Consider the following 16,536-nt stretch of genomic DNA (forward strand, 5'->3'; position numbering starts at 1 on the left):
CATGAACACGCTGGCATTCGAGGACATGGGTGAGGACACCCAGCGCGCGGTCGACGAGGCGGACCGGGAAACGGATGTGGCCGCGCCGCCGCCGCCGGCCGACACGGTCGATCTGAAAGCGGTGCCGCGCATCGCGATCCAGGCATTTTGCGAAAGCGACGATGTCGCCGGCGCCATCGAACGCGCGTCCCAGGATCGCCGCATGGCCAAGGCGCATGTGAAGGTTCACAAGGGCGGGATCGCGGCTGCGGCGGATTTCTATTCTACCGCTCCGACGCCGAACCTGATCATGATCGAAAGCCTGATGGATCCGGACGGGTTGATCGAGGGACTGGAGCGTCTGGCGGAAGTCTGCGACGCGGGCACGAAGGTTGTCGTGATCGGCCACGTCAATGACGTGTCGCTGTACCGCGATCTCATCCATCGCGGTGTCAGCGATTATCTGGTGGCTCCGATCGATCTCTTCCAGGTGATCGGCGCGATCGGCGAACTCTATGTCAGCCCGGAGTCCGAACCGCTCGGACGCACGATCGGCTTCATCGGCGCCAAGGGGGGCGTCGGCGCCTCCACTGTGGCGCACAATGTCGCCTGGTCGATCGCCCGCGTCTACGAGAGCGACGTTGTTCTCGCCGACCTCGATCTTGCTTTCGGCACCGCCGGACTGGACTTCAATCAGGACCCACTGCAGGGCGTTTTCGAGGCGGTGTCGTCGCCTGAGCGGCTGGACGAGACCATGCTTGACCGGTTGCTGTCGAAATGCGCGGAACGGCTCAGCCTGCTTGCCGCGCCGGCCTCCCTGGAGCGCGCCTACGATCATGGCGAGACCAGTTTCGACGGTCTCGTCGATGTGATGCAGGCAGGCGCCCCGGCGGTCATCCTCGATATTCCCCACGGATGGTCATCCTGGATCCGCCGGCTGCTGGCGAATGTCGACGAGGTGGTGATCGTTGCCGAGCCGGATCTGGCCAACCTGCGCAACGCCAAGAACATGGTCGACACGCTGCGCCAGTTGCGCCCCAACGATGCCGCGCCTCGTCTGGTGATGAACCGGGTGAATGTGCCCAAGCGACCCGAGATCAAGGTGGGCGAGTTCACCGATGCTCTTGGTCTAGATGCGGTTGCTGTGGTGCCCTTCGAACCTCTCCTGTTCGGAACGGCAGCGAACAACGGGCAAATGATCGGCGAGCAGGATGAGAAGCATCCAAGCGCGGCGATGTTCGATCAGATTTCGCAGCTCGTCACGGGCCGCGGTGAAATCCAGAAACAAAAGAGTCTGGCGCTCGGCGCGATCATGAGCCGGTTGCTGAAGAAAGGTTAGGGCGCGGACTGGCGGCCCGGAGCCGGCAGCGCGCGGCGCGGAATTTTTCCTCCGCGGTTTTCGATGAACGCAGTTGAGAGCAGGTGAAAATGTTCGGTCGACGTGGCGCAACTCCTGGAACGGCGGCTCCCCGCCCCAAGGCTCCCGCCGCCCCCCCGGCGGGACCGGCGGCCGAAACGCGCGCGGATGTCGCTCCCGAGCGGGATGAGGCCAACGGCGGGGGCCCGGGGCCGGTCGCCGCCGTGCAGCCCGCTCCCCAGCCAAAGGCGCCGGAGCCTGCGCCGGAAAAGCCCGCGCAGCGGCGTTCCAACGATTATTATGCAACCAAGGCATCGATCTTCAACGCGCTGGTCGAGGCCATCGACCTGTCGATGCTGACGCGGCTGTCGCCGGAGGATGCGCGCGAGGAAATCCGCGACGTCGTCAATGACATCATCGCGCTCAAGAACGTCGTCATGTCGATCTCCGAGCAGGAAGATCTGCTGGAGGACATTTGCAACGACGTCCTCGGCTACGGGCCGCTGGAGCCGCTGCTCGCTCGCGACGACATCGCCGACATCATGGTGAACGGCGCGGACACGGTCTACATCGAGACCCAGGGCAAGATGCAGCAGACCAGCGTCCGCTTCCGCGACAACAAGCAGCTGATGAACATCTGCCAGCGGATCGTCAGCCAGGTCGGCCGCCGCGTTGATGAATCCAGCCCGATCTGTGATGCCCGCCTTATCGATGGGTCGCGTGTCAACGTCATTGCCCCGCCGCTGGCGATCGACGGCCCGACGCTGACCATTCGCAAGTTCAAGAAGGACAAGCTGACGCTCAAGCAGCTTGTCCAGTTCAATTCCGTGTCGCCGGAAGGCGCCACTGTCCTGGAGATCATCGGCCGCAGCCGGTGCAACGTGCTGATCTCCGGCGGTACCGGCTCGGGCAAGACGACGCTGCTCAATTGCCTGACGGCCTACATCGATTCCACCGAACGCATCATCACCTGCGAGGATGCGGCGGAGCTTCAGTTGCAGCAGCCGCATGTGGTGCGTCTTGAAACCCGCCCCCCCAACCTGGAAGGCGAGGGCGAGGTGACCATGCGCGATCTGGTCAAGAACTGCCTGCGCATGCGGCCCGAGCGCATCATCGTCGGTGAGGTGCGCGGACCCGAGGCCTTCGATCTGCTGCAGGCGATGAACACCGGCCATGACGGGTCGATGGGCACGCTGCACGCCAACAGCCCGCGCGAGGCCCTTTCGCGTCTGGAATCGATGATCACGATGGGCGGCTTCTCGCTCCCCTCAAAGACCCTGCGCGAGATGATCGTGTCGTCCATCGACGTGATCGTCCAGGCGCAGCGCCTGCGCGACGGCTCGCGCCGCATTACGCATGTCTCCGAAGTGATGGGCATGGAAGGCGACGTCATCATCACCCAGGACGTGTTCCTCTACGACATCCTCGGCGAGGACCCGAACGGCAAGCTGATCGGGCGGCATCGTTCCACCGGCATCGGCCGGCCGAAGTTCTGGGAAAAGGCTCGCTATTTCGGCGAGGAGCAGCGTCTGGCCGCCGCCCTCGACGCGGCGGAAGTGCGGGAGGATGGCAATGTCTGAGCTGCAGGACCTGCTCTCGCCCGAGTTGACCATGCTGGCGACGGCCCTGCTTGCCGCCTTTTCCATCGGCGGCATTCTCTATGCATTGCTTCAGCCGATGCTGACGGGCGAGAAGCAGCGCGACAAGCGGCTCAAGTCCGTCTCCAGCCGAGCCACGACCATCGATGCCGCCCGCCTCCTGAAGGACAACGACCGGCGCCGCAAGTCCGTTCAGGACCAGCTTCGCGACTTCGAGGCGCGGGAAAAGAAGCGCAAGGACAAACAGGCGCGTCTCACCCTTGAAGAACGCATTGAACAGGCCGGACTGACCTGGACCAAGCGCAGGTTCTATATTTTTTCCGCTATCAGCGGCATTGTTTTGATGGTGATCGGTCTATCGATCACCTCGTCTATCATCGTCAACGCGGGCTTCGCCTTCGTCGGCTTCTTCGGAATTCCGCGCTTTTATCTGGGGCGCAAGAAGAAAAAGCGCATCGATGCGTTTCTCAACGAATTGCCGAATGCCGTCGATGTCATCGTGCGCGGCACCAAGGCGGGTTTGCCGCTGGCGGAATGCATCCAGATCGTCGCCGCCGAGGCGCGCGATCCGATCCAGACGGAGTTTCGCCGCCTGATCGAGGCGCAGACCATGGGCGTTACCCTGAGCGAGGCGATCGCCAAGCTTCCCCAGCGCATGCCGGTCGCCGAAGCGAACTTCCTGGCGATCGTGGTCGCCATTCAGTCCCAGGCCGGCGGCTCCCTGTCGGAGGCGCTTGGAAACCTGTCCAAGGTGCTGCGCGAGCGCAAGGCGATGAAGGGCAAGATCCAGGCGATGAGCCAGGAGGCGAAATCCTCGGCCGCCATCATCGGCTCGCTTCCTTTCCTCGTCGTCGGCGTGCTGTCTCTGACGAGCCCCGCTTACATCATGCTGCTGTTCACCGACCCGGCCGGCAACATGATCCTCGGCTTTTCCGGCGTGTGGATGATCACGGGAATGGTGATCATGAAAAAGATGATCAACTTTGACTTCTGACCTGAAGGCCCGGCCATGATGGGACTGAATTTCTCGGACTTGATGAACCAGCAGATGATCATCGCCGTCCTGACGATGGTCGCGGTCGCCGGCACCGTCTTCGTGCTGGTGATGCCGCTGCTGGAGGGCGACAAGCTCAAGAGCCGCATGAAGTCGGTGGCTCTGGAGCGCGACCAGATGCGCGCCCGCGAACGCGCACGCATGGCCGACGAAAAAGCCAATGCCCGTGTGTCCTTGCGCAATCAGCCCAAGCAGCAGATGCAGCACATCGTCGACCGGCTGAACCTGAAGAACCTGATGTCGGACGAGCACACGAAGATGCGTCTGATTCAGGCTGGCTATCGCGGCACCAAGCCGCTCTATACGTTTCTCTTCGCCCGCCTCGTCATGCCGGTGGTGCTGTTCCTTGTTGCGGTGTTCTACACTTTCGTTGTCCTGCAGCTCGAGCATCCGCCGATGTTCAATGTGCTGATCGCAAGCGTGATCGCCTTCATCGGCTACTATGCGCCGGATCTTTATCTCAAGAACCGGATCCAGAATCGTCAGCTGTCGATCAACCGGGCCTGGCCGGATGCGCTTGATCTCATGCTGATTTGTGTGGAATCGGGCATGTCCATCGAGGTTGCCTTCCGCAAGGTGTCGGAGGAAATCGGCGTGCAGTCGATCGCACTTGCCGAGGAATTGACGCTGACCAATGCAGAGCTCTCCTACCTCGGCGAACGGCGGCTTGCTTACGAAAACCTGGCAAAGCGCACGGGTCTGGAAGGCGTCAAGAACGTGTCGCTCGCGCTGATCCAGGCGGAGCGTTACGGCACGCCGGTTTCCCAGGCATTGCGGGTGATGGCCGATGAAAACCGCGCGCAGCGCATGCAGGCTGCCGAGAAAAAGGCCGCCGCACTGCCGCCCAAGCTGACGGTTCCGATGATCGTGTTCTTCCTGCCCGTGCTTCTTGCCGTGATCATCGGCCCGGTGATTATCCAGGCGCTCGCCACGTTCGACTGATCATCCTGACGCTTTGGCCCATGCACGGGGCCAGTGACGAAGCTCTCCATGACGGAAAACGCCGGGTCCAGGCCGTTTGTGCGGTAGCCGGGTCTGAACACCAAAAGGCCTCCGGATGATCCCGGAGGCCTTTTCGATTGAAATTGTGCTTGGTGAAGCGGTGCGCCCGTGCGGTTAACCGCCGCGTTTCTTCTTCTCGGCGTCCGAGATTTCCGCCCAGGAATTGCGCTGTGCCAGCATCGACTTCAGATAGGCGATGTTTTGATTGGCCTGCGCCGGGTCGATTTCCGAGCGGGCCACGCTTTCGGCTTCCTGAAAGCGTCCCTGCAATCCGATCGACAGCGCGAGATTCTGCCGGATGCGACTGTCGGCCTTGGGGCTGGCGGCGGCTTTCTGGAGGATCTCCTCGGCCTGTTTCACTTCGCCGGCAAGCAGATAGGACATGGCAAGGTTATTCAAAAGGCTCGGTTCGTCGGGCGCGATCTTGAGCGCCTGGCCGTAGAGCGAGCGGGCCTTGTTGGTGTTGCCGATCTGGTCTTCGATCGCCGCTTCCGCTGAGAGAAGGCGCCAGTCGGGCCGGGTGGGGGTCTGGGCGCCCTTGATCACCTGAAGTGCTTCCGGCAGCTTGCCGCTCATCGCCAGCACCTTGCCATAGGCCGCAGCGACGTCGCGGTCGCTTTGCTTGTTGATCACTGCCTTGCGCAAGACCGCCTCGGCCTGCGGGACCTGGCCGTTGCGCCTGAGGGCCGCAGCATAGTTCAGGATGTTTTCGCGGTTGTCGGGGGATTTCTCATAGGCCTTTCCCCAATAGCCGACGGCCTGGCGCGCGGCATCGGAGCCCGGCGCGGCATAGCCCTGGGTGGCGCTCGCATGCGTGCCGACGGATCGCTTGGACGAGGCGCAACCGGTGACGGCAAGCGCTGCCGCCAGCGACAGGGCGAGAACGATGTGGCTGGGGACGGAGCGTCCCCGATGACGGCGCGTGGATGGCATGGTGCCAGGCTCCTCAACGCGAAAGACGGGTTTGCAAATTGCGCACCCCCATCAATACGTCGTTAACCCTAATGCTTCGTTAAGCGCCGGCGTCTCGAGTATTTGGTCGTGTGATCCGCTTTCCAGCGACGGACGCCCCGTCGGAAATCTGCCGGCGCAGGGTCGGCGGATTGCGGGCACATGGGGCTTCATGCTTTAACGGCGGTTCCTTCCTGTTTCCAACACGAGGCTCAAGACCTTGCGCCAGTCCCTGCGTGCCTTCGATCCCGCCCTGAACCCGGTTCCCCTTCACCTCGTCGACAAGGCGGGCTGCACCGAGGCGCTCGGGCGGCTGGGGTCTCGTGCCGGCGAATGGGCCGCCGCCAACGGGTTCGAGGCCGCAGTCGGTCAACTCCTGCTGGTGCCGGGCGAGGGCGGTTCGGCGGCGGCCGCACTGTTCGGCGTGGCCGACCCTGAGGATCCGGGCTTTGCCGCCGGAGATCTGGCGCGCAAGCTTCCCGCCGGCGATTACGCGCTTCAGCTTGAGGGCAATGCGCGGCAGGAAACGCTGCTCGCCTTCGCGCTTTCGTCCTACCGGTTCGATCGCTACCGGAGACCATCGACGCAGCGCCCGCCGGTCATCGTCCTCGATAAAGGCGATGATGCCGAGGCGCTCGGCATTCTTCTCGACGGCGTCTCGCTTGCCCGCGACCTGATCAATACGCCGGCAAATGACCTCGGTCCTGCCGAGCTCGCAGCCGCCGCGCGCGAGCTTTTCGCCATTCATGGCGGGTCGACTCGCGTGGTGGAAGGCGAGGCGCTGGTTGCCGACGGATTCCCGATGATCCACGCGGTGGGCCGCGCCAGCAGTCGTGCGCCACGTCTGGTCGACGCGGTCTGGGGCGCGGACGATGCGCCGAAGGTGACGCTGGTCGGCAAGGGCGTGGTGTTTGATACCGGCGGTCTCGACATCAAGCCGGCAAGCGGCATGGCCTTGATGAAGAAGGACATGGGCGGCGCGGCCAATGTGCTGGGTCTTGCCTCCATGATCATGGCGGCGAACCTGCCGGTGCGCCTGCGCGTGCTGATTCCGGCCGTCGAGAACGCCATTTCCGGCTCGGCCTTCCGTCCGGGCGACATCCTCGACAGCCGCAAGGGTTTGCGGGTCGAGATCGGCAACACGGATGCGGAGGGCCGGCTTGTGCTGGGCGATGCACTCACGCTTGCCGACGAGGAAAAGCCCGAGATCCTGATCGACATGGCGACGCTGACGGGCGCGGCGCGTGTCGCGCTTGGCCCCGAACTGCCGCCGTTCTTTACCGACGACGAGGTCTTTGCCGGTGTCCTCGCCACAAAGGCGGACGAAACGCGCGATCCGCTGTGGCGTCTGCCGTTGTGGCGTCCCTACGAGAGCTATCTTGAGAGCCGTGTCGCAGACATCAATCACATCAACACCAGCGGTGCGGGTTTTGCCGGGTCGATCACCGCGGCCCTGTTTCTGTCCCGCTTTGTCGAACACGCGGCGACCTGGGTGCATTTCGACATCTATGGCTGGTCGCCCGCCGAGCGTCCGGCCCGTCCCGCCGGCGGCGAGGCACAGGGGATCCGGGCGCTGTTCGCGCTGCTAACGGAGCGCTTTGCGTGAGGACAGGCCCCCGCGCACGGTGATCGGCTTCGTATAACGGAACCGAAACGATTTCGCTCCATAGTGCCGAAGGGCGTTTGGCTCGTGATGTGTGAGCGGATGGGGACAAGATGGGTGTCGAAATACGGCCCTCTCAGGCGTTGCGCCTGTGGCACGACGTCACGATGGCGCTTGTCACCGATGGCGACAAGGACCTGACGGCGCGCCAAACGGCGATCCTGCTGACAGTCTATCTGGAATCGCCACCGCACACGGTACGCGGGCTGGCCGCCCGGCTGAATGTCACCAAGCCGGTGATCACCCGTGCGCTCGACACGCTGGGCGCGATGAAGCTCCTGTCGCGCAAGCGCGACGAGGCGGATCGCCGCAACGTCGTGATCACGCGAACGGTTGCCGGCGCGCTCTATCTGGAAGAGATTGCCGATACGATCGTTGCCAAGGCCGCGACGATGCCCCGCTGACCGAGCCGACGACGGACGCCTCCATCATGCCAGACGCTTCTTTCGCCTCTCTCGACCGCCGTGTTCATCCGGTCCGCCCGGATCTTGCGGCTGAGAGCTACCGCGGGCGTGTTCCGGCCGACCGCTTTGCGCCGGGCGTTGCCATGCGGGTCGCCGCCGACAGTGTCGCCGTTCGCCCGGCACCCGACCCGGCGCGCTCCATCGACACCGAAGCGCTCCATGGCGAGATCGTCACCGTTTACGAGATGCGTGGCGATGGCTGGGCCTGGGGGCAACTGGAAACCGACGACTATGTCGGTTATCTCCCGGCGGACGCGCTCGGGCCGGCGGGCGCCCAGCCGACGCATCGTGTCGCCGCGTTGCGCAGCTATCGCTATCCGGAGGCGGAACTGAAATGCCCGCCGCTCGGTCTCCTGTCGATGGGGGCGAGGGTGCGCGTCACCGGCCAGGCGACTACGCGCGGGCTCGCGTTTGCGCTTCTGGAAGACGGTTCGGCGATGGTCGCACGTCATCTGGTGCCGCTTGCGCACCGCGCGGCGGACTGGGTCGGCGTTGCGGAAGCGTTTCTCGGCACGCCGTATCTGTGGGGCGGACGCACGTCGCTCGGTCTCGATTGCTCGGCGCTGATCCAGCTCGCTGCCGCCGCGGGCGGCCTGAACATTCCGCGTGATACCGACATGCAGGAACGCGAGGCCGGCGAGCAGCTCGACATCACGGCCGGGCTGCCGGCTCTCGCCCGTGGCGACCTCGTTTTCTGGAAAGGCCACGTCGGCATCGCCCAGGGCGGCGGGACGCTGTTGCATGCCAATGGCCATACCATGTCGGTGGCAAGTGAGCCGCTTGCGCCCGCGGTTGAACGTATCGCGCGCAACGAGTGGGGAACGGTCACGACAGTGCGCAGGCCGGCTTTTTGAAAGTACCGTTGCGTACGCAGGCGCGACGTTGACGTTTGCTCACGCAACGTATTTGTCGCCATGTGATTTGAAATGAAACATTCGACTGAATTCTGAGGTCCCGATAGTCTTTCGTTACAAGGAGGATAGGGACTCTGCTATGCGTGAAACGCATTTGTTATCTGTTGTTTCAAGGTTTATCTAAACGATGACTTCGGTGCGGCAAGGGGCGCGGCACCGGGGTGGACTTGCGCATTGCGCGCGCCGACCGTGGTTGGCCGCGATCCGCAACCTTTCGAGACAGATATGCGACGCTCGCTTGTGTTCCAGGGAACGCGAGTGGGCGCTGGCGTTCGACCTTTGGACGGGACGACACCCACAAATGATGCATGCGATTCCCCACGCGGTCTTCCTTCACGTGGAAGCCGACACACATGATGCTTCCGTGATGAGCGAAGCGCTCAAGCGAGTGACCGGCAACGTCCGGGTCCGTCGGGTGAGCGCCGCGGAGACGGCGCTCGACCTGGTTTCGGGCGGCGGCGAAGGCGGCCCTCCGTTCGATTGCGTGATTTCGTCGCTGTGCCTTCCCGGTCTCGATGGAGCCGGGCTTGCCCGACGTTTGCGCCAGCGCTTCGATGTGGCGACCCTTCCGGTCTTCGGATTGACGCGCGATGCCCCGGCCTCGACCCCGGATTGCGACTGGTTCGATGCCGTGTTCCAGAAGGCGAGCGACGCGCGCGGCCTTCTTCCCGTCGCGGCGGCGATCGTTGATCTCTGGTTTTCCCAGGCCCGTCGCTTTCACTGCTGAGATGTGCGGTTCGCGCCTTCAGTAACCACGTGCCGGGTCGACGCGATTGTCGAGCGTACCATCCGTTTCGAAACGCCGGATTTGCTCCGCCACATAGTCGGAAATTGCTTCCGGATCGCTGTCTGCGGCCACATGCGGGGTGATGATCGCGTTTTCGCACGCCCATAGCGGGCTTTTTTCCGCCAGCGGCTCGGTCTCGAACACATCGAGGCTCGCGGCCTTGAGCGTGCCGTCTTCCAGAGCGGCAATGAGATCCGCCTCCACATGACTGCCGCCCCGGCCGGCGTTGATGAAGACCGGTCCGCCGAGAACCCCGTCGCGGGCGAGTTTTTCCAAAACGCTCTTGTTCACAAGTCCGCGCGTCTCCGCCGTCAGCGGCAGCAGGTTCACCAGAACGTCGGTGCGCGCCAGGAAGGTGTCGAACTCCGCCGCGCCCGCGAAGCAGTCGATGCCCTCAAGCGTCTTTTTCGAGCGCGACCAGCCGGAGACCTTGAAACCGAGACGCGTCAAAACGTCGGCGGCGTCGGCACCGAGCACGCCGAGCCCCAGGACCCCGACCCGCAGGTCGCGCGCGCTCGGTTGCTCAAGTTCACGCCAGACGCGGGTGCGCTGCTGGGCGGCGTAGGCGAGATGCTGGCGGTGATGCAGAAGAACCTGCAGCGCGATCCACTCGCTCATGCGCGCCGTCAGATCGGGATCGACGACCCGCACCATCGGCACGTCCGGAAGGCCGGCCTGGCCAAGCAGGTGGTCGACGCCCGCACCGAGCGAGAACACCACCTCCAGATTGGGGCAGGCAGCGAGAACCTTCGCTGGCGCCTTCCACGTGAGCGCATAGCGGATATCGGCGGGGTTGCCGATGGCGTCCGGCCAGCTGCGGATGTCGCGATCCGGGAAACGCGCCTTCAACCGTGCGACCCACGTCTGCGTGTCCCATCCCTTCACCGCAACGAGCAGCGCCATATCCGTCCTCCCGAAAATGCGTCCAGAAACCTGTTTGCGATCAGACCGCTGTCATAGCCCGTCGGAGCGTCTGGCGAAAGGGGAGGGCGCTCCGGCGCCGTTTTCCGCAGGCCTCGGGCTCGGATCGGAGGCAGGTGCTCGCTCGCTCGCCTGGTCCTGTCCGGGGGCGAGATCCAGATCTCCGATGCCGCGCCCGCGCTTGCCGATCTTGTCGGTGGAAATCAGGATCTGGTCGATGTCGCGGTTTGCCTGGCCGAAGTGGTCCTGAAGCTTGTGAACCCGCTTTTCCAGACGGTCGATATCCTCCACCAGATGGCCGACCTCGGCCTGGATCAGATGCGCCTCCTCGCGCATGCGGGCATCGCGCAGCAGCGATTGCACCACCTGGACGCACAGCATCAGCAGCGACGGCGAGACGATGACAACACGCAGCCGGTGTGCACGCTGGATCAGATCGTCGAAGTCCTCGTGGATTTCCGCGAACACGCTTTCCGACGGCACGAACATGAAGGCGGTGTCCTGGGTTTCGCCGGGGATCAGGTAGCGGTCCTTGATGTCGTTGAGATGTTTGCCGATATCGCGGCGAAAGCGGGCGCGCGCCTGTTTCAACTGCTCCGCATCCGCCGCGCGGCGGATGTCGCTGTGCGCCTCCAGTGGAAACTTGGCATCGATGACAAGCGGCGGAGCATCGCCCGGCAGATGGATCAGGCAGTCGGGGCGCACGCCCGAGGACAGCGTCGCCTGAAAGCTGTAGCTCCCCTGCGGCAGCGCATCCTGGATCAATGCTTCCATCCGCCCCTGACCGAACGCGCCGCGCGTCTGCTTGTTGGACAGGACCGATTGCAGCGCGCCGACCTGGCCGCTCAATTCGCGGATGGTGGTCTGTGCCCGGTCGATGACGGCGAGGCGCTCGTGCAGATGGCGCAGGCCGTCGTGGGTGCGCCGCGTTCCCTCCGCCATCGACTGGCCGAGCTTGTGGCTCATGCCGTCGAGGCGCTCGTTCACCGCACGCATCAGGTCGCCCTGACGCGTGCCGAAGACCTCCGCCATGGTCTGCATCCGGCCGGTCATTTCCGACTGGACCTTGAGCAGGTCGGAGATCCGCCCTTCCAGTTCGCGGGCCTGGTCTTCCGCCCGCCATTCCGCGTGACGACGCGCACGGGCAAGCCGCGCAAGCAGGATCAGCGCCACCGCGAGCAAGACGGCAACGCCGAGTGCTGTCGCGATCAGTGTGTCGACGACGGAGACCGGGCGTCCGGCGACGGAAAACAGAATCGATTCCATGGAAACAAATATAGAACATCCGCGCGATACGCAAAACGTCTCCGTTGCCGGGCATTCGCGTGCATCCGCGCGTTGACGGCGGCGCGCGCATCTCATATTTGAGCGGCATGACAAAGCGAGACATTCTCATCCTGCCGGAGGCGAAGCTGCGCCTTTTGAGCGAGCCGGTCGAACGGGTCGACGATGCGGTGCGCCAGCTGGCCGACGACATGCTGGAAACCATGTATTCCGCGCCGGGCATCGGTCTCGCCGCGATCCAGATCGGCGAGCCGAAGCGCATGCTTGTGATGGACGTCGCGAGCGAGGACGAGGATCCCGCGCCGATGGTGGTGATCAATCCCGAAATCGTGTGGGAATCCCCGGAACTGTCGACCTATCAGGAAGGCTGCCTGTCGATCCCCGAGTACTATGAGGACGTGGAGCGGCCGGCGCGCATCGGGTTGCGCTTTCTCGACCGCGAGGGAGCGGAACGCGAGTTGGAGGCAGACGGCCTGCTCGCGACCTGCCTTCAGCACGAGATCGATCACCTGAACGGCGTGCTGTTCATCGATCACATCTCCAAGCTGAAACGGGACCGGGTGATGAAAAAGTTCCAGAAGCAGGCGCGCCTGGCGGAGAAACCTTGACCGCCGTGGCGGCGAACGCCGCAACCCGCCGGGAGGCGGCTTGATGGATACCGCTTGTTTTCCCAAGGTTTTCGCGGCGCTCTTTGCGATCATGAAACCGATCGCCAATTTGCCGGTGTTCCTGTCGCCGACCGCCGAGCGCGAGCCGGGAGAGACGCGCAAGGTGGCGCTCACCGTGATCGCCGGCCTCGTCGTCGGGGCGACGGTGATCCTCCTGACCGGCGACCGGCTGCTGGAGATATTCGGCATCGGCCTGAACGACTTTCGTCTGGCGGGCGGGCTGTTGATCTTGCTGATCGCACTCTCCATGCTGCACGGTGGGGAGAACGCCTCCCATGCAGGAACCGCGCGCGAGAAAGATCGTCACCAGACGCGCGACAACCCCGGCATCTATCCGCCGACCGTACCGATCCTGCTGGGACCAGGTACGATCTCGACGATCATCGTGTTCAAGCAGCAGGCCGCCGGCGAGGCCCAGGACACGGCGCTCGTCGCGGCCGTCGCCGGGATCGTGACGCTTGTCGGCCTGACGTTTCTGGCGGAACCCTTGCTCGGGCGGTTGCTCGGACAAACGGCGATCAGCATCGTCAGCCGCCTCATGGGCATGATCCTGGCGGCCATCGCGATGGAAATGATGGTGACGAGCCTCAGGGCGCTGTGGCCGGGACTTGCCGGCTGACGGCGCGGCCCGCGAACACGCAGGAGCGAATAAAGGAAACGCGCATGACCTTGCGGATCGTCTTCATGGGCACGCCGGAGTTTTCCGTGCCCACGCTGATGGAGATCGTCGGGCAGGGGCACGATGTGGTCGCCTGTTACACCCAGCCGCCGCGCAAGGCCGGGCGGGGCATGGAGGAGCGCAAGTCCGCCGTCCATCAGGCGGCCGAAACGCTCGGGATCGCGGTGCGCACGCCGGTCTCGCTCAAGTCGGCCGAGGAGCAGGCCCGCTTCGCCGAACTCGATGCGGACGTCGCCGTCGTCGTCGCCTACGGTCTCCTGCTGCCGCAAGCCATTCTCGATGCGCCGCGTCACGGATGCCTGAACCTTCACGCCTCGCTCCTGCCGCGTTGGCGCGGTGCCGCGCCGATCAACCGCGCGATCATGGCCGGCGACCGGGAAACCGGCATCGAGGTCATGCGTATGGAGGCCGGCCTCGACACCGGGGCGGTGTGCATGGCGGAGCGGGTCGCCATCGACGACGCCATGACCGCCGGAGATCTGCATGACCGGCTGTCGGCGCTTGGTGGCGACCTCATGGTGCGGGCGCTTTCGGCGGTCAGGCTCGGTGCGCTGACCGATACGCCGCAGGCCGAAGACGGCGTGACCTATGCCAGAAAACTCGCCAAGTCGGAGACACGCATCGACTGGACGCAGGCAGCGCGCGCCGTGCACGATCACATTCGCGGCCTGTCGCCGTTTCCCGGCGCCTGGTGCGAGGTCGGGATCGCGGGCGAACCCGAACGCGTGAAGATCCTGCGCAGCGCGCTTGCCGGGGATGCGAATGCCGCACTCCCGGGAACGCTGCTGTCGGCCGACAGCGACGGGCTGGTCGTCGCCTGCGGCGAGGGGGCCGTTCGCCTGCTCCAGCTGCAGCGCGCCGGCCGCAAGCCGATGGCCGCCGACGCATTCCTGCGCGGCGCACAGCTTCGCGTCGGCGACAGGATCGCCTAGGATGCCTTGCCACGCCTCAACCGGACACCGATCATGACACGTCACCCGCTTCCCGAACCCGTCATCCGCGCCGTCACCGAGGCGGACGAGGCCGAAATCGCCCTGTTGCTCGCCTCGGCGTTCGGTCAGGACGCGGAGGCGCATCTGGTGAACGAGCTGCGCGCCTGCGGCTCGCTGATTCTGGAGCGGGTCTCCGTCGATCCTGACGGCACGCTGGAGGGCTATGTCGCCTTTTCCCGCGTCACCGGCGCGGGAGCGGCGCACCGTCTCGCCATTTCCTGTCTGGCACCTGTCGCGGTGCGGCCCGACCGGCAGAGGAGCGGCGTCGGCACGCAGCTGATCGAGGCGGCGCTCGCCGATCTGCGCGCCGACGGCGAGGATCTCGTGCTGGTGCTCGGGCCTCCGTCCTATTATCCGCGCTTCGGCTTCGACGCGGCGCTTGCGGCCAAGGTGTCCGCGCCCTATGCCGGCACCGCCTTCCAGGCGCTGGCGCTGAGCGAGGCCGCGCCCGCCGCCATGCCCATCGAGGTCGATTTCGCCACGCCGTTCCAGGCCTTCGACTGACCAGCGCATCGGGAAGCCATGCCCCGTTACAAGATCACCGTGGACTATGACGGCCGCCCCTTCGTCGGCTGGCAGCGCCAGGACAACGGGCCCTCCGTTCAAGCCGTGATCGAACGGGCGATCAGGGCGTTTGCCGGCGAGACCGTTTCCATCGGCGGGGCGGGGCGCACCGATTCCGGCGTGCATGCGCTCGGTCAGGTGGCGCATCTCGACCTGGAAAAGGACTGGCCGGCGGCGACCGTTCTGGGCGCGCTGAACTTTCATTGCCAGCCCGACCCGGTGGCGCTGCTCGATTGCGAGAAGATGCATGACGGCTTCGATGCGCGGTTTTCGGCGATCCGCCGGCACTATCGCTACCGGATCGCCAATCGCGTCGCGCCGCTCACCCACGACCGCGGGCTCGCCTGGCATGTGAAGAAGCCGCTCGACGCCGACGCCATGCACGAGGCGGCGCAGGTCTTCGTCGGCCGCCATGATTTCACCACCTTCCGCCACACCCGCTGTCAGGCGAAAAGCCCGTGGAAGACGCTGGAGGCCTTCCGCGTGCGGCGCGAGGGCGAGGTTGTGATCGCCGAATGCAGCTCGCGCTCCTTCCTGCACAATCAGGTGCGTTCGATGGTCGGAACGCTTCGCCTGGTCGGGGATGGCCGCTGGACGGCCGAGGATGTGGCACAGGCCCTTGCCGCGCGCGACCGCGAGGCCTGCGGGCCGGTCGCGCCGCCCGACGGGCTCTATCTCACCCGCGTCGATTATCGTTCCGCAGAGGAAGACCGCGCGTCGCGCGCGGCCTGGCTGGCGGAGGCAGAGGCAGAGGCCGAGGAGACGCCCGGAGGCTAAGCCTCCGGTGCAGCTGTCTCGCCGGTTTCCGGATCGGGCACCAGCCGGCGATAGAGATGCCATGTGGTGTGGCCAAGCACAGGCAGCGTCACCAGAAGCCCGGCGAAGACCGGCAGCATCGACAGCAGCATCGTCACCGTGATGATGAGCGCCCAGCCGATCATCGGCCCCGGGCTGGTGACAACCGAACGCACGCTGGTGATCATGGCGGTGATGAAGTCGACCTCCCGGTCGAGCAGCATCGGGAAGGACACCACGGTCAGGGAAAACAGCACGACGGAGAGCGCGGCTCCCACGATGTTTCCGATCAGCAGGAACATCAGTCCTTCCGGCGTCGTCACCAGCACCTCGACGAAGGCGGAGAAGCTCGAAAAGGACTGGAAGCCCAGGAACAGCGCCAGCAGCAGCCGCACCTGATACATCCACATGATCTGCACGAAGAGCACGACGAAGGCCATCCAGGCCAGCTCGCGCCGGCGCTGCGCCCAGATCACGCCGAGCACCCCGCGCCAGGTGAGCGGCTCGCCGCTTTCCAGCCGGCGGCTGACCTCATAGAGACCGACGGCGACGAAGGGGCCGACAAGCCCGAAGGCAATCGCCAGCGGATAGCTCAGGTAGCTCATCTGGAATGCCGACGCTGTCAGCAGCACGATGATCCCGCCGGCCGCATAGACGCCGCCGAAGAACAGGCCGAAGCGCGGTGCCTTTCGGAAATCGCGCATTCCCGCGCCAAGCGCGTCGACGATGGCGTCGAAGCCGATGGGGTTGACCCGTGTGGGGTCGGGCCGGCGTTCGATTGTGTCGTCCTGCGCCGCACCGTCGCTGCTCGTCATGGGGTGTCCTCCCGAACGTGTTCTTGTGTCTGGCGCTACAATGCCATCG

The 16,536-nt window shown here is 64.9% G+C and carries 17 protein-coding genes; 13 read left to right on the forward strand and 4 right to left on the reverse strand.

The features are described from left to right. Position 1 precedes the first annotated feature (1 nt). The 4 genes from BLU32_RS00535 (at position 2) to BLU32_RS00550 (ending at position 4,930) form a co-directional block, all read left to right on the forward strand. A complete protein-coding gene (locus BLU32_RS00535) occupies positions 2 to 1,318 on the forward strand; it encodes an AAA family ATPase (RefSeq protein ID WP_093804511.1) in 1,317 nt (438 codons plus the stop codon). Between the two features lie 89 nt (positions 1,319 to 1,407). Beyond that, a complete protein-coding gene (locus tag BLU32_RS00540) occupies positions 1,408 to 2,916 on the forward strand; it encodes a CpaF family protein (RefSeq protein ID WP_093804512.1) in 1,509 nt (502 codons plus the stop codon). Next, on the forward strand, positions 2,909 to 3,928 hold the full coding sequence (locus BLU32_RS00545; RefSeq protein ID WP_093804513.1) for a type II secretion system F family protein: 1,020 nt from the start codon (positions 2,909 to 2,911) through the stop codon (positions 3,926 to 3,928). Before BLU32_RS00540 ends, BLU32_RS00545 begins: the two co-directional genes overlap by 8 nt. A gap of 15 nt (positions 3,929 to 3,943) precedes the next feature. Further along, entirely contained in the window at positions 3,944 to 4,930 is a 987-nt protein-coding gene (locus tag BLU32_RS00550; protein ID WP_093804514.1) for a type II secretion system F family protein, read from the forward strand. 174 nt (positions 4,931 to 5,104) lie between these two features. On the opposite strand, the gene BLU32_RS00555 is transcribed toward BLU32_RS00550, so the two are convergent. Beyond that, entirely contained in the window at positions 5,105 to 5,923 is an 819-nt protein-coding gene (locus BLU32_RS00555) for a tetratricopeptide repeat protein (RefSeq protein WP_093804515.1), read from the reverse strand. A gap of 238 nt (positions 5,924 to 6,161) precedes the next feature. On the opposite strand from BLU32_RS00555, the gene BLU32_RS00560 reads away from it, so the two are divergent. The 4 genes from BLU32_RS00560 to BLU32_RS00575 all read left to right on the forward strand — a co-directional run bounded on the left by BLU32_RS00560 (position 6,162) and on the right by BLU32_RS00575 (position 9,709). Beyond that, the gene (locus BLU32_RS00560) at positions 6,162 to 7,547 is read left to right on the forward strand and encodes a M17 family metallopeptidase (RefSeq protein ID WP_197673669.1); all 1,386 of its coding nucleotides are present in this window, start codon (positions 6,162 to 6,164) and stop codon (positions 7,545 to 7,547) included. 110 nt (positions 7,548 to 7,657) lie between these two features. After that, positions 7,658 to 8,008 carry a MarR family transcriptional regulator gene (locus tag BLU32_RS00565; RefSeq protein WP_093804516.1) on the forward strand — a complete coding sequence of 117 codons (351 nt, stop codon included), beginning with the start codon at positions 7,658 to 7,660 and terminating at the stop codon, positions 8,006 to 8,008. A 26-nt stretch (positions 8,009 to 8,034) separates the two neighbouring features. After that, positions 8,035 to 8,922: an NlpC/P60 family protein gene (locus BLU32_RS00570; protein ID WP_093804517.1), complete on the forward strand. Its 888-nt coding sequence runs from the start codon at positions 8,035 to 8,037 to the stop codon at positions 8,920 to 8,922. 361 nt (positions 8,923 to 9,283) lie between these two features. Continuing rightward, positions 9,284 to 9,709 carry a response regulator gene (locus tag BLU32_RS00575; RefSeq protein WP_093804518.1) on the forward strand — a complete coding sequence of 142 codons (426 nt, stop codon included), beginning with the start codon at positions 9,284 to 9,286 and terminating at the stop codon, positions 9,707 to 9,709. Positions 9,710 to 9,727: 18 nt separating this feature from the next. Here the strand turns inward: BLU32_RS00575 and BLU32_RS00580 are convergent, their stop codons facing one another. Continuing rightward, entirely contained in the window at positions 9,728 to 10,672 is a 945-nt protein-coding gene (locus BLU32_RS00580) for a glyoxylate/hydroxypyruvate reductase A (protein WP_093804519.1), read from the reverse strand. A 51-nt stretch (positions 10,673 to 10,723) separates the two neighbouring features. Next, positions 10,724 to 11,956, reverse strand: a complete 1,233-nt coding sequence (locus BLU32_RS00585; RefSeq protein WP_093804520.1) for a DNA recombination protein RmuC — start codon at positions 11,954 to 11,956, stop codon at positions 10,724 to 10,726. A 107-nt stretch (positions 11,957 to 12,063) separates the two neighbouring features. On the opposite strand from BLU32_RS00585, the gene def reads away from it, so the two are divergent. The 5 genes from def to truA are packed head-to-tail and all read left to right on the forward strand — an operon-like array spanning position 12,064 to position 15,654. Next, the gene (gene def, locus BLU32_RS00590; RefSeq protein ID WP_093810386.1) at positions 12,064 to 12,582 is read left to right on the forward strand and encodes a peptide deformylase; all 519 of its coding nucleotides are present in this window, start codon (positions 12,064 to 12,066) and stop codon (positions 12,580 to 12,582) included. 43 nt (positions 12,583 to 12,625) lie between these two features. Continuing rightward, on the forward strand, positions 12,626 to 13,261 hold the full coding sequence (locus tag BLU32_RS00595; protein WP_093804521.1) for a MarC family protein: 636 nt from the start codon (positions 12,626 to 12,628) through the stop codon (positions 13,259 to 13,261). A gap of 50 nt (positions 13,262 to 13,311) precedes the next feature. Further along, complete coding sequence (gene fmt, locus BLU32_RS00600) at positions 13,312 to 14,253, forward strand: methionyl-tRNA formyltransferase (protein ID WP_093810388.1); 942 nt, start codon at positions 13,312 to 13,314, stop codon at positions 14,251 to 14,253. A gap of 33 nt (positions 14,254 to 14,286) precedes the next feature. After that, positions 14,287 to 14,817, forward strand: coding sequence for a GNAT family N-acetyltransferase (locus tag BLU32_RS00605; protein WP_093804522.1), 531 nt, complete (start codon positions 14,287 to 14,289; stop codon positions 14,815 to 14,817). Positions 14,818 to 14,835: 18 nt separating this feature from the next. Beyond that, positions 14,836 to 15,654 carry a tRNA pseudouridine(38-40) synthase TruA gene (truA, locus tag BLU32_RS00610; RefSeq protein ID WP_093804523.1) on the forward strand — a complete coding sequence of 273 codons (819 nt, stop codon included), beginning with the start codon at positions 14,836 to 14,838 and terminating at the stop codon, positions 15,652 to 15,654. On the opposite strand, the gene BLU32_RS00615 is transcribed toward truA, so the two are convergent. Then, positions 15,651 to 16,487: a DUF2189 domain-containing protein gene (locus BLU32_RS00615; RefSeq protein ID WP_093804524.1), complete on the reverse strand. Its 837-nt coding sequence runs from the start codon at positions 16,485 to 16,487 to the stop codon at positions 15,651 to 15,653. The two genes, truA and BLU32_RS00615, sit on opposite strands and share 4 nt — an antisense overlap. Between the last annotated feature and the right edge of the window lie 49 nt (positions 16,488 to 16,536).

Source organism: Stappia sp. ES.058, assembly GCF_900105595.1.
GTDB lineage: Bacteria > Pseudomonadota > Alphaproteobacteria > Rhizobiales > Stappiaceae > Stappia.